This is a genomic window from Breznakia sp. PF5-3 (assembly GCF_029504745.1).
In the GTDB taxonomy this organism is placed as follows: domain Bacteria; phylum Bacillota_I; class Bacilli_A; order Erysipelotrichales; family Erysipelotrichaceae; genus Breznakia.
Genome location: NZ_JAQFIQ010000004.1, coordinates 76,386 through 89,218 on the forward strand (window position 1 = coordinate 76,386; position 12,833 = coordinate 89,218).

Sequence of the window (12,833 nt, forward strand, 5' to 3'; positions counted from 1 at the left end):
TTCATAAATCGTAAATTTTTTAATAAATGAATTATGGATAGCTTGCAAAAGGTTGGTAGTAAGTATGTACTTAAGGTATACTTATCATGAGGTGAAGTCATGATAACGCAAAATACGGTTGATGAATTTATCAATAAAATGAAAGAAGAAGGCTATGTTGTACGTGAAAATGTAGCTTTGAAAGATTATACGAGTTTAGAGATTGGAGGACCTGCAAGATTGCTTGCAGAACCTTATTGTAGTGATGAAATCAAATGTTTAGTAACGGAAGCAAAACGACTTAATATACCGTTTTATGTTTTAGGAAATGGTTCGAATGTGCTAGCTTCAGACTTTGGGTTTCAAGGATTAATAATTGTTACGAAAACAAATTTTAATCAAATCATGATTGATGATGATACAAATATAATTGCGCAGTCTGGTGCTACTTTAAAAGATGTTTGTAGCTATGCATATGAACACAGTTTAAGTGGACTAGAGTTTGCCTGGGGAATTCCTGCTACGGTAGGTGGAGCAGCATATATGAATGCTGGCGCTTATGGTGGTGAGATGAAAGATGTAATGATTCATTGTAGTTATATGGATGGTGATGGAAACTTTCATATGCTGAATAGTGATGAATTGTTTTTTTCTTATCGCCATAGTTTTTTTAGCGATAAAAATGTTGTGATTTTAGAAGCAAAATTTGGTTTATGGAATGGTAATCAAACCAAAATAAAAGAACTGATGGATGATTTGTTGGAGCGAAGAAAGGCAAAGCAACCGCTTGAGTATCCAAGCGCCGGAAGCACCTTTAAGCGTCCTGAGGGGAATTATGCATCAGCTCTAATTGAGCAATCGGGTATGAAAGGGTATAAACATAAAAATGCAATGGTAAGCGATAAGCATGCAGGATTTGTAATTAATCACAATCATGCTACAAGTAAAGAGTTTTTGGAGCTTATTGATATTGTGAAGAAAGAAGTAAAAGCAAAAACAGGTTATGAACTTGAATGTGAAGTGCGTATTATTGGAGAAGAAGCTGATTAGAAATCAGCTTTTATTTTGGGACTGCATTTCTTCAATAACGTCCATTATATAACTGGCATGCGGTCCATATACAACTTGGATTTCATTTCCTAATTTTAGATATTCCAGTGCCCCTGTTTTTTTTATTTCATCAAAAGAAAATTTATCAACGTCTAATAAACGAAAGCGAAGTCTTGTAATACAACAATCCATAAAAGTTATATTATCTAAAGTACCACAATCACGAATTAAAATTGATGCGATTTGGAGCGCTTCTTCTTTTGTTAGATTGGTAGATAAAAATTGTGTATCTTCACTTACTTCACGACCTAATGTATGCATATTAAATTTTTTAATAACATAAGTAAAGGTAAAGTAATATAAGAAGAAGATAAAAATACCTAACACTACCAACATAATAGGGGTTTTAGAAAATGGCATATTGAAACTTAAAATGAAGTCAATGAATCCTGCACTGAAACTAAATCCAGCAATCCATTGAAATTGTGCAGCAATGAATACACAAATTCCAGTTATTATTGCATGTAATAAATATAGTGGTGGAGCAATAAACATAAAAGCAAACTCGAGAGGCTCGGTTACACCTGTGAAAAAAGATGCAAAAGCAGCTGATAATAAGAATGATTTTATCTTTTCACGATTCTGTGGATAAGCTGTTTTCAACATGGCAAAGGCAACACCAGGAAGGCCAAACATCATGATGGGAAAAAATCCAGCTTGATACATTCCTGTAACACCCAAAGTTCCTGTAGAAGCCCAGAAGTTCCCAATGTCATTAATTCCAATGACATCAAACCAGAATACAGAGTTTAGAGCATGATGCATTCCAATCGGAATTAATAAACGGTTAAAAAATGCATATATCCCAGCACCTAAAGGTCCTAACCCACTTACCAAAGCTCCAAATGAAATTAAACCTTCGTAAATGAAAGGCCATAAAAAGTATAAAATGATGGCAACAATAATTGTTATTAAAATAGTAATTAGTAGAATAACTAAATACTTGTTAACTTGTTGGAATGTTTTTTTATTGAAGCGATTGTATATCCCTGAAGCAATCACTCCTGATAGAATACCAATAAATTGATTATCAATTTTTTCAAAAGCGATGGGAATTGCCCCGCTAGTTTCACTTTGATAACTAGCAACACTATCACTTCCTAATAGGGAAGTAATAATTAAGAATGTTAATAACCCATTAAACGCACTAAAACCACTTTGATCATCACTAAGGCCATAAGCCACACCTACAGCAAAGGTCATAGGCATAAAGCTCAATAGTGCATTTCCAGTAGTTTTTAAAATGATTGCAAAGAAATAAATAGTAGAATTATCGATTTGTTCAAAGGAGTAACCTAATCCTGTGAGAATTGCAGCAATGGGAAAGATTGCAATGGGAAGTAATAAGGATTTCCCAATTTTTTGTAAAGTCATATTAGTTTATGATTTTATTGATATGAATCATCAGGTAAACTTTTTCATCCTGTGTGAGTTCATACTTATAGTTCATCTTAACAATTTCATAAATGTTTTCAATGCAACGCTCCATCAATGCATGATTACCCACAAGCAAGGTATATAGTTGATCCAAATCGATAGGTTCTTTTTTAGTATTTTGAAAAATATGCTGGGCTAGAAATTTCAGATGTGTTAACAACCGAGAATAATCAAGTTCATTTTCATCAAAAGATAAATGAAAGGTATTTTCAATAATCGTTTGAATATCTTTAATAAATCGCAATATCTTGGTTGCATTTCCAGTGGTTGTCCCCATATTTGCATTCACAATATGCATAGCGATATAACTTGCTTCATGCTCACCTAATTCAATTTTAGTATTTGCTTCAATTAATTTTAGTGACCACAAGCCCAGTTTAAATTCATCTTTATACAAAGTTCTAATTTCGGTAAGCATCAAATTTGGCATTTGCATATTTCGTTTTTTTCTTTCGACAGCATACCAAAGGTGATCGGTAAGTGAAATTAAAATTTGATTGCTTAAAGTAATATTTAATTCTTTGGTTGCTTTGCTAGCAATTGCTTCTGCAATTTGAAAGTATAGAACTGGTGTGCGATTCAATAATTGATTGATTTGAGTACGTTGTTTATCTTCAAATGTATACTTTTTATCAATCTTTTTTTCGTCAACAAAATCATTGGCTTTTTTTTGAAAACCAATTCCATTTCCGGTTAGGATAACTTCTTTATCACCATCTTTTGCGGCTATGATATTGTTATTATAAATACGGACAATTTTCATAAAGTTTCCTCCTAAAATACTAAAGATTGCATTTCTTCTTTTTGCAATTCTTCCAATGCTTTTGTTAGTTTATCACCATCTTTATCTATTTTTAAAATCAAAATATTCGCTTCTTTTTCATAAGGGATAGCAAAGCCCAAATCTTGAAATTTCTGCATATCTACAAAACTTATGGATATCACAAAAACTTCTATTCCCAAATTAGGAAGGTATTGAAAACGAATTATGTTTTCAATACCACCAAATGCATGAAATAAGTTTTGAACAGTTTTATCATCATGTTTTTTTGTATTGATTACTCCTATATCAAAATGAATATTTAACTTTTGAAATAAGGTATAGAAAATCACCCCATATGCAATGCTTGCACCTATTCCGAGCAGTGGGATAGGAATACTACTATTATTATATACTATTATGAGCAAACCAGTTAAAAATATATGAATACCATAAAGAATTGGACTACTCATAAAAATGATAATATCAAATAACATACCATTTCCACCTACTATACTATTTAAGAAAATCATTATAAATAAGGATAAATATAAATTTTTAAGTTGTTTGTTTGAATGAAGATAAACAATAATTAGTACTATTGGAGTTATATACATTGTAATGCTTGAAAGAAATGCTTGGCTTTCAATATCAAACATGGGAAGCAATGAAAATCCAATAGGGGTTAATAGTTTTTGAATACTGGCAATCCATCCATCACTAATGAAATGAAATTGTTTTATTCCATTAATTAGGGTGATTAAACCTTCAACAATATATGGCCAAGTAAAAAAAAGAATACTTGATATGAAAATCATAATACAACCAGTTATAATAGGAACCAAACGTTTTCCACTAAAGAATGCAAATCCTTGAGGAAGTTGAACACTTGAAAAATGATTATAAATCCAAGCACTTATAATTCCACACAAAATTCCAATAAATGGTGTTTGAATATAAACAAAGGTTGGATCTAATTGGTAGGTAGTACTTTCTAGTGCCTTTTGAAATGTATCGTTTGTTAGAATTTGAGTAACTACAATGTAGCTAATGATACCGCTTAAAATACTTGTTCCATCCATTTTTAAAGTTAGAAAAAAAGTAACACTTGCTGCAAGTAAGAGTGGCAAATGGTGAAAATATAAAGGTTCTAGATTTATTAGAAAATATAATCCAGAGAATTGAAAAGTCTCATAAAAAAAACTACCAATTAAACTTAATCCAGTAATTATCGGCAATATTAAAAGTGGCAACAGTAAACCGAGACAGTATCTTTTATAGGTATTCACCTGCAGTACCCCCTATTTATTTTTCCCCTTAATCGCCTTCATTATATGAAGTACAAAGGGGTTTGTCAATTTTTTATTTATGTGATTATTTGACAAATTCGAATATTTACAGTAGCATACTGATTGAAGAAAACAAGGGGGTAAAAAATGTTTCAACGATTTTCTAAGCGGAAAAAACATTTGGATATTTTTGCTCCAGTAGACGGTCAGACAATGAGTCTTGATCAAGTAGATGACCCTGTATTTTCTGGAAGAATTATGGGTGAAGGAATTGCGATTAACACGCATTGTGGTAAAGTATATGCGCCAGCAGATGGAACAATTGCAGTATTGGCCAAAACCAAACATGCAGTTGCCATGAAATTGAATAATGGAATTGAATTGTTAATTCATGTTGGCATCCATACAGATACATTAACAGGCAATGAATGTTTATCCCACGTAGAAACTGGACAAAGAGTAAAAAAAGGAGAATTACTTCTAACGTTTGATTCAAAGAAGATGTGTAAAGAAACCGATATTGTTGTTCCAATTATTGTGTTGAATAGTTCACAACATCCAATTTGTCACTTGAAAATAGGGACAAAAGCGGTTGTGAATGAAACGGTATTGTTTGAAGTGCAATAACTGGATATTGACAACAACAAATATCGTGTTAAAATGAAATTGACAGGTAGAATAGATAAGGTTGGATTGTAACTAGTAATAGGCAAGACTAACGAAATCACAGTGATGTGTTTTTGTTAATCTTGCCTTTTTGTTTCTTCCGCGATTGTCTATTGTAGTACTTGTTTCTCTTACACATCATCTGTGAGAAAACGATCCAAATGTTTTTGATACCGCAATATTAAAAACCACATAGGTGTGTGTGATATGATAATGATTTTTTATGCTCATATAAATGACAGGCATGAGCAATAAAAATTTAGTCATGGGGATGGAAACGCATTCATAAGTAAACACTAATAATCCAACAGGTTTCATTTCAAACTTCTTAGCAGGTTGATTATTGGGTTATGATAGGTTCCCCATATAAAATTTCGATGTTTTCAAAAACAACTGAATTTTGGAAACTATCATAAATTGGTTTTATATTATGAATGGAGAAACAAGTACTAGGGTAGATAATCTGGTTCCCAAGAAGGAAAGGGATTTTAACACACCAAATATGTAATAACAGTGGATTTACACATAGGAATCCACTGTTATACATATATTGTGAAAAAGGGATTTGGATAATTTTTTTTCTTTATTAAATCTATGATATAATAGCTAGGCAATAAAGGGGAAAAGATGAAAAAGCAATTAGAAAATAGTATTATCAAAACCTATCGAAAAGATATTTGGTCAAAATTTATGAAGGCTTTACGAGAGTATGCATTAATTCAAAGCGATGATGTCATAGCCGTTTGTATCTCAGGAGGAAAAGATAGCATGTTGATGGCAAAATGTTTTGCTATTCTCTCACGCTTTACAGAGGTTCCATTCACAGTAAAATATATTGTAATGGATCCAGGGTATAAGCAAGAAAATCTAGAGAAGATTAAAAGCAATGCCAAAAAGTTAGAAATTCCGATTGAAATATTTTCAACTCAAATTTTTGAAACAGTAGAAAAAATTGATAAAAACCCATGCTATTTATGTGCACGGATGCGTAGAGGGTATCTCTATAATTATGCACAAAAGCTCGGTTGTAATAAAATTGCACTTGGTCATCATTATGATGATGTAATCGAAACAAACTTGATGAATATTTTCTATGCTGGTGAAATTCGTACCATGATGCCAAAGCTTCATTCACAAAATTTTAAAGGTATGGAATTGATTCGTCCTTTATATTTAGTGAAGGAAGATGCTATTATTCGTTGGAAAGAGTGGAATGATTTAGATTTCTTAGAATGTGCATGTCGGTTTACGGAAGAAAATGATAGTAATTTAAAAGAACAGACGAGTAAACGAAAAGAAATAAAAGACTTAATCAAAAAATATAAGGAAATAAACCCTTATTTAGATAGTAATATTTTTCATTCTATGGCGAATGTAAATATTAGTAAAGTTCTTTCTTATTATGATGAGGAAAAAGAAGTAAACTTTCTAGATACATATGATTCTAAAGAAAGTTAATTAAGTTGTTTTTTAATTATTTATATATTAAAATAAAGAGGTGACTGGGGGGTTCAAAAATGAACGTTATAGTATGTAAAGATAAAAAAGAAGTAGCTGAAAAAGCGTATGAAGTGATGAAAGAAGTGGTTGTAAATAAACCAACTGCGGTATTGGGATTGGCAACAGGCTCTAGTCCAATTGGATTATATGGGGAAATGATTGCTGATTATAAAGCAGGGAATGTTAGCTATAAGGATGTTACAACATTTAATTTGGATGAATATGTAGGAATTGCAAAAGATCATCCAGAAAGTTATTCAACATTCATGCACAAAGAATTGTTTGACCATATTGATGTGAAAGAAGCGAATGTACATTTGCCTTATGGAAACACACAAGCAGATTGTGATGCTTATGAAAAGGCGATGAGTGATGTTCGTGTAGATATTCAAGTATTGGGAATTGGAAGAAATGGGCATATTGGGTTCAATGAACCAGGAACTTCTTTTGATTCACTTACACACATTGTGAGTTTAGATCAAAAAACAATTGAAGATAATGCTAGATTCTTCGATAATGATGTAACCAAAGTCCCAAAGCAAGCAATTTCAATGGGAATTGCGACAATTATGAAAGCAAAGAAAATCTTGTTAATTGCAACAGGAGAAAATAAAGCTGATGCGGTTGAAGCTATGGTAAATGGGCCAATCGATGAATCCATGCCTGCATCAATCTTACAAAACCATGATAACGTTGTAGTTTTTGTAGATGAAGCAGCAGCAAGTAAGTTGAAATAAAGAGTCTTGGACTCTTTTTTTAGTGGTTGCAAAAAAATGGAACTATGCTAAGGTTAGTGATATAATTTTAAGTAACAGGAGGATGTATGATCAAAGCAATATGTATGGATTTGGATGGAACTTTATTGACAAGTGAAAAAACAATTAGTTCAAAAACGCAACAGGGATTGAAATCCTATGCGAAGCAAGGAGTGCAATTAATTCTAGCTAGTGGACGTACGAGAAAGCGTATGCAAGATTATGCCGATATAATTGACCTTGAAGTTAGTGATGGAAAAATAATTGAATCAAATGGAGTTGCTATATATGATTATGAAAAGGATTCTTATGAAGTAATCAGAAGGATGAAATTTGGTGAGGTAAAAGAAATTGTTGATTTTTTAAAAACCCAAAAGGTTGAAATCTTGATTATGGGTGAAGAAAATGTGTTTATTATATTAGCTCCAGGCGAAAAAGAGAGTAGCTATATCCGCAGCAGTAGCAATATGGAAGGATTAAAAAATAGAAAATTCTTTTATATTAAGGATATAGATGAAATTAATGAAGCAGTTAATAAAGTTTGTGTTTTTGAAAATGAAAAGCTTGTTAATGAACTATATGAAAAGTTATCAAAAGATACATTTAAACATGCATATTGGTGTGGTAGAACATTACCTGTGTGGTTAGAAATTGGTCCAGCATCAGTTAGTAAAGGAAATGCTTTAGTTAAGATCATGGAACGTTATCAATGGAAGGATGATGAAGTCATCGTATTTGGTGATGGAGAAAATGATTTATCGATGTTAGGAACTGTAAAAAACAGTGTTGCTATGGGAAATGCAATGGAAAGTGTAAAAGCTGCATGTGCATTTGAATGTGGCACAAATGATGAAGATGGAATTATAAATTTCTTAAAGGAGAAGGAGGAAATATTATGAAAATAGTAAGCGGTAGTGAATTTGAAAATGTAATTAAAGAAGGTGTTGTATTAGTAGATTTTTATGCAGATTGGTGTGGGCCATGTAAGATGCAAGCACCAGTGTTAGAAGAAGTAAGCAAGGAAATGGAAAATGTCACAATTGTGAAATTAAATGTTGATAATGACCCTGCAATTGCACAAAAATACAATGTCATGTCAATTCCAACATTAGTATTGTTTAAAAATGGTGATGAATTGGCTACAACGGTAGGTTTTCAAGCAAAGCCACAATTGATTGACTTCATTAAGCAAGGATTGTAAGATGAAGCGCGCCTTTAAAGCAATAGGGATTATAGTAATTGTTGTTTTATTGATTGGTGGTTGTAGTTATGGTGTTTATAAATATAAGGTTTCACAAAGTGGAAGCTTAAATGTTTTAATTATTGGAATTGATTCACGTGAGGGGTTAGATGGAGCACGTAGTGATTCTTTGATGGTTGCACATATTGATCAAGATCATAAAGAAATAAAGTTAATTTCAATTCCTAGAGATGCCTATGTTCATATTCCTTCGGTAGATCGAAATGATAAAATCACACATGCATATGCATATGCAAAAAAAGAGGGAACGATTGAAACCATGGAGTATTTGTTTGAAACAGATTTTGAGTATTATATTGAAGTGGATTTTGAAAAAATGATAGCACTGGTAGATTCTATTGGTGGTATTGATTTAACTCCAACAGCAACCTTTTGCGAAATGGATGAGAAGGACAATGCACAAAGCTATTGTTTTGAAGAAGGACAGAGTGTTCATATGAATGGTGCTATGGCACTTTCATATTCACGTCATCGAAAGAGTGATAGTGACCTTTATCGTGCTGCTCGACAACAAGAAGTTATCAAAGCAATGGTTTCCAAAGTGAAGAGTTCGGGTGTTTTTGACATTTATAATTTTTATAAAGATGTTAAAGAAATAAGTGATACGAATTTGGATTTATGGGAGTTAATTGGATATGCTGATATGGCATTTAATGATTTTCGTTTAGAACAAGAAGTTGCAGAAGGTCAAGGTATGATGATGTGGGATGAGTATTATGGACAGGATCTTTACTTTTTCATCCTTGATGAAACTTGGGCGCAAGAAAAAATTGAATATTTTCAAAGATAGGTGATTATTACCTATCTTTTTTATTTTATAAAATCATCGTCTTGATATACTTAATTATAATGAAATTTGTTTATATTGGTGGTAAAATAAATACAGGAGGGAATTATGAGACAAAAACACAAGCAATTATTAGGTGTCTTAGTGGTTGTTTTATGTGCATTTCTACTGTTTCATCAGCCAATTGTGGCAGAGGTTGGAAACTCTGGTGGCTTTGGTGGAGGATCAAGCGGTGGAGGCGGAAGCTGGGGAGGCTCAGGAGGCTTTTTTGTTTTCGGAGGTGGTCCAGTAGCTATTATTATTTTTATTATTTTTATAGCTATTCGCTTATATGCTTCTTCTAAACAATCAGATAGAGGTACAAGTAGTCGCTCAGCATTTAATACTTCATATATAAATGAAGATGCAGTGATTGCTAAAATCAAAGAAAATGATCCAAACTTTTCTGCTGAAAAGTTTAGAGGTTATGTTGGTGAAATTTACATTACATTACAAGAAGCATGGGAAGCAAAGGATTGGAAAGCAGTAAGACCGTTTGAAAGCAATGCTTTGTTTAATATGCATAATCGACAATTACAAGAATATATTGATAAGAATTGGACAAATCATTTAAATATGCAAGATGTAAGACAAGTTACATTAGCAAGCTATAAAATTGATGGTGATCAAGAAGTATTGAGCGTTCGTGTGAATGCATGTTGCATTGACTATACAACGGATGATAATACAGGTAAAGTAATTAGTGGGAATGAAAGACAGTTGAATGAACGTTCATATCGCTTTGAATTTATTCGTAGCGTAGGTGTTAAGACCGATGTAGAGGTTGGTTTAAATCCAACCAATTGTCCAAATTGTGGGGCACCTACACAGGTTACATCTAGCGGAGAATGTGAGTATTGTCATTCTGTAATTACCAATGGAAAGTATGGATGGGTGTTGAATAAGTATGGTGCGTGGTAAACGAATAGTATTTGTTTTGCTAACAACCATTTTATTCTTTTGCTCAATGAATGATATCAAAGCAGAAGTAGGAAACTCAGGAGGCTTTGATGGAGGATCTGATAGTGGAGGATCTGGTGGTTCATCAGGAGGATGGAGTTCTGGTGGTGGGTCTGATTTTAGTTCAGATGGAGGATCAGGATCTAGTAGCCCAATATCCATACTTATTTTTGCAGGGTTTTGGGGTGTTTCTATGTATGTGCAATATACTCGTAAGAAAAAGAATGACGAACCATACATTGTAAATGAAATAGATAACTCTGCGTTTAATAAGGATTATTACGATGAAGAAAGTATTGTTGAAGAGATTAGAAAAAGTGATCCTAATTTTGATTTATTAAAATTTAAAGATTATGTTGGCGATTTATATGTAATGTTACAGAAGTCATGGGAAGCAAAGGATTGGAAGCAAATTCGTTTGTTTGAAAGTGACACTTTGTTTAATATGCATAGAAGACAGTTACAGGAATATATAGACGAGCAAAAAACAAATTATTTAAAATATCAGACAGTTGATTCAGTGTGTATTACAGAATATCGAAAAGATACTTCATTGGAAATTTTGGTTGTTCGTTTGAATGCTTATTGTGTAGACTATATAACAAGTGATGTAACTGGAGCTTTATTAGATGGAGATAAGGAGAAGGTTAATGATAGGTCTTATTATTTAGAATTCATAAGATCAATAGGCGTACAGAGCGATCCAGAGATATCGCCAAAATTGACAAATTGTCCTAATTGTGGAGCTCCACTTCAAGTATCAGAAAGTGGAGAATGTGAATATTGTCGTTCTGTAATTACTAATGGAAAATATGGATGGGTATTAAATAAATATGGAGCTTGGAGAACAGCAAGGAGGAAATAAGAAATGGGTTTAATTAGAGCAGCAGTGGCTTCTGCTAGAACAACACTAGCAGATCAATGGGTAGAGTATTTCTACTGTGATTCATTAAGCAATGATGAATTATTAAAAAAAGGTGAAAAAACGGTTAGCAGTGGTAGTAATACGAAAGGAAGTCCTAATATTATTACGGATGGAACTGGAATAGCAGTTAATGAAGGACAAGGAGTTCTTATTGTAGAAGATGGAAAAGTTGTAGAGTTTACGATGGAACCAGGACGTTTTACTTGGAATAGTTCATCAGAGCCTAGTTTGTTTAGCGGTGGTTTTCAAGGGTTAAAAGATTCTTTTAAAACATTTGGAAAACGTTTTACAATGGGTGGTACACCAGGGAAAGATCAACGTGTATACTTCATCAATTTAAAAGAGATTTTTGACAATAAATTTGGTACATCTACACCAATGCCTTACAAAGATCCAACATACCGAGGAATCTATATTCGTTATTTTGGACAGTATACAATTAAAATTGAAGATCCAATTCGTTTCTATACAAATGTAAGTGGAAATGTTGAACGTGTATATTTAAAAAGTGATTTGATGCAACAAGGGCATGCAGAATTTGTAAATGCATTAGATGTAGCGATTGCGAAATGTAGTGATGAAAACTATCAATACAATGATTTGCCTAAAAAACAAATAGAAATTGCTAAGTTTATGAACGATGCACTTGACGATGATTGGAAGGAAAGACGTGGAGTTGTAATTTCTTCGGTAGCAATTGAAAAAGTTACACCAGATGATGAATCAAGAGCACGTATTGAAAAGATTGATGATGCTATTATGATGTCAGATCAACGTGTTGCAGCAGGACGATTAGCAGAAGCGCAAGCAAATGCAATGGAAAAAGCAGCTGAAAATGATGCAGGTGCAATGCAAGGATTCTTAGGTATGGGCTTTGCTGCTCAAGCTGGTGGAATGAATACTGGAAATATGTTTGAAGGAACCAACCAACAAGAAAATAGTCCGTTCTTTGAAAACAATCCACAACATACAGCATCTGATGCTGAACCGTTCATTGAACCAGCACAAGCACCAAGCAATGAGTGGAAGTGTAAAAAATGTGGACATATGAATAGTGGAAAATTCTGTAGTGAATGTGGTGATGCGAAACCAGATGATGGAAAATGGACATGTGAATGTGGACATGAGAACACAGGGAAATTCTGTGGAGATTGTGGAAAGAAAAAACCAGAGTAGTAAAAAGAAGATAAAGGATATTATTGTAATCGATTTTGATTGATACAGTAGTATCTTTTTTTATGGATTGGATTTTATAGTGAAAAAAACAAAGGCTTGAATGTCAGAAGAAATGCAACAATGAAGGAAAAAGAAGCAAAAGGTGATGGATAAACAAGAAAAATAATAAACTATATTCCTATATTGACA

The 12,833-nt window shown here is 32.8% G+C and carries 13 protein-coding genes; 10 read left to right on the plus strand and 3 right to left on the minus strand.

The window, feature by feature from the left end:
* The first annotated feature begins 99 nt into the window (after positions 1–99).
* Positions 100–1,029 carry a UDP-N-acetylmuramate dehydrogenase gene (gene murB / locus M2475_RS01835; RefSeq protein ID WP_277489221.1) on the plus strand — a complete coding sequence of 310 codons (930 nt, stop codon included), beginning with the start codon at positions 100–102 and terminating at the stop codon, positions 1,027–1,029.
* Between the two features lie 3 nt (positions 1,030–1,032).
* Here murB and M2475_RS01840 read toward each other — a convergent pair whose 3' ends face one another.
* Genes M2475_RS01840 through M2475_RS01850 form a run of 3 tightly spaced genes read right to left on the minus strand, consistent with a single transcriptional unit; the run spans position 1,033 to position 4,575 of the window.
* The gene (locus M2475_RS01840) at positions 1,033–2,463 is read right to left on the minus strand and encodes a PTS transporter subunit EIIC (RefSeq protein WP_277489223.1); all 1,431 of its coding nucleotides are present in this window, start codon (positions 2,461–2,463) and stop codon (positions 1,033–1,035) included.
* 1 nt (position 2,464) lies between these two features.
* On the minus strand, positions 2,465–3,289 hold the full coding sequence (locus M2475_RS01845) for a PRD domain-containing protein (protein WP_277489224.1): 825 nt from the start codon (positions 3,287–3,289) through the stop codon (positions 2,465–2,467).
* An 11-nt stretch (positions 3,290–3,300) separates the two neighbouring features.
* Complete coding sequence (locus M2475_RS01850) at positions 3,301–4,575, minus strand: PTS transporter subunit EIIC (protein ID WP_277489225.1); 1,275 nt, start codon at positions 4,573–4,575, stop codon at positions 3,301–3,303.
* Positions 4,576–4,722: 147 nt separating this feature from the next.
* Between M2475_RS01850 and M2475_RS01855 the strand changes: the two genes are divergently transcribed.
* The 9 genes from M2475_RS01855 (at position 4,723) to M2475_RS01895 (ending at position 12,644) form a co-directional block, all read left to right on the plus strand.
* Positions 4,723–5,202 (plus strand): glucose PTS transporter subunit IIA, encoded by a 480-nt coding sequence (locus M2475_RS01855; RefSeq protein WP_277489226.1) that lies wholly within the window; start codon positions 4,723–4,725, stop codon positions 5,200–5,202.
* A gap of 666 nt (positions 5,203–5,868) precedes the next feature.
* Positions 5,869–6,699 (plus strand): tRNA 2-thiocytidine biosynthesis TtcA family protein, encoded by an 831-nt coding sequence (locus M2475_RS01860; protein ID WP_277489227.1) that lies wholly within the window; start codon positions 5,869–5,871, stop codon positions 6,697–6,699.
* A 59-nt stretch (positions 6,700–6,758) separates the two neighbouring features.
* Positions 6,759–7,478 (plus strand): glucosamine-6-phosphate deaminase, encoded by a 720-nt coding sequence (gene nagB, locus M2475_RS01865; RefSeq protein ID WP_277489228.1) that lies wholly within the window; start codon positions 6,759–6,761, stop codon positions 7,476–7,478.
* An 86-nt stretch (positions 7,479–7,564) separates the two neighbouring features.
* Positions 7,565–8,395 (plus strand): HAD family hydrolase, encoded by an 831-nt coding sequence (locus M2475_RS01870; RefSeq protein WP_277489229.1) that lies wholly within the window; start codon positions 7,565–7,567, stop codon positions 8,393–8,395.
* Entirely contained in the window at positions 8,392–8,697 is a 306-nt protein-coding gene (gene trxA / locus M2475_RS01875) for a thioredoxin (RefSeq protein ID WP_277489230.1), read from the plus strand. Before M2475_RS01870 ends, trxA begins: the two co-directional genes overlap by 4 nt.
* Before the next feature lies 1 nt (position 8,698).
* Positions 8,699–9,547, plus strand: a complete 849-nt coding sequence (locus tag M2475_RS01880) for an LCP family protein (RefSeq protein WP_277489231.1) — start codon at positions 8,699–8,701, stop codon at positions 9,545–9,547.
* Positions 9,548–9,652: 105 nt separating this feature from the next.
* On the plus strand, positions 9,653–10,504 hold the full coding sequence (locus tag M2475_RS01885; RefSeq protein ID WP_277489233.1) for a TIM44-like domain-containing protein: 852 nt from the start codon (positions 9,653–9,655) through the stop codon (positions 10,502–10,504).
* Positions 10,491–11,408: a TIM44-like domain-containing protein gene (locus M2475_RS01890; RefSeq protein ID WP_277489234.1), complete on the plus strand. Its 918-nt coding sequence runs from the start codon at positions 10,491–10,493 to the stop codon at positions 11,406–11,408. The genes M2475_RS01885 and M2475_RS01890 overlap by 14 nt, the downstream gene beginning before the upstream one ends.
* A gap of 3 nt (positions 11,409–11,411) precedes the next feature.
* Positions 11,412–12,644, plus strand: a complete 1,233-nt coding sequence (locus M2475_RS01895) for an SPFH domain-containing protein (protein ID WP_277489235.1) — start codon at positions 11,412–11,414, stop codon at positions 12,642–12,644.
* Positions 12,645–12,833: the final 189 nt, after the last annotated feature.

Coding starts and splice junctions, on each gene's coding strand:
- M2475_RS01845 (WP_277489224.1), bottom strand. CDS start 3,289: ATGAAAATTGTCCGTATTTATAATAACAATATCATAGCCGCAAAAGAT.
- M2475_RS01870 (WP_277489229.1), top strand. CDS start 7,565: ATGATCAAAGCAATATGTATGGATTTGGATGGAACTTTATTGACAAGT.
- M2475_RS01890 (WP_277489234.1), top strand. CDS start 10,491: ATGGTGCGTGGTAAACGAATAGTATTTGTTTTGCTAACAACCATTTTA.
- M2475_RS01895 (WP_277489235.1), top strand. CDS start 11,412: ATGGGTTTAATTAGAGCAGCAGTGGCTTCTGCTAGAACAACACTAGCA.
- M2475_RS01880 (WP_277489231.1), top strand. CDS start 8,699: ATGAAGCGCGCCTTTAAAGCAATAGGGATTATAGTAATTGTTGTTTTA.
- nagB (WP_277489228.1), top strand. CDS start 6,759: ATGAACGTTATAGTATGTAAAGATAAAAAAGAAGTAGCTGAAAAAGCG.
- murB (WP_277489221.1), top strand. CDS start 100: ATGATAACGCAAAATACGGTTGATGAATTTATCAATAAAATGAAAGAA.
- M2475_RS01840 (WP_277489223.1), bottom strand. CDS start 2,463: ATGACTTTACAAAAAATTGGGAAATCCTTATTACTTCCCATTGCAATC.
- M2475_RS01860 (WP_277489227.1), top strand. CDS start 5,869: ATGAAAAAGCAATTAGAAAATAGTATTATCAAAACCTATCGAAAAGAT.
- M2475_RS01885 (WP_277489233.1), top strand. CDS start 9,653: ATGAGACAAAAACACAAGCAATTATTAGGTGTCTTAGTGGTTGTTTTA.
- M2475_RS01855 (WP_277489226.1), top strand. CDS start 4,723: ATGTTTCAACGATTTTCTAAGCGGAAAAAACATTTGGATATTTTTGCT.
- trxA (WP_277489230.1), top strand. CDS start 8,392: ATGAAAATAGTAAGCGGTAGTGAATTTGAAAATGTAATTAAAGAAGGT.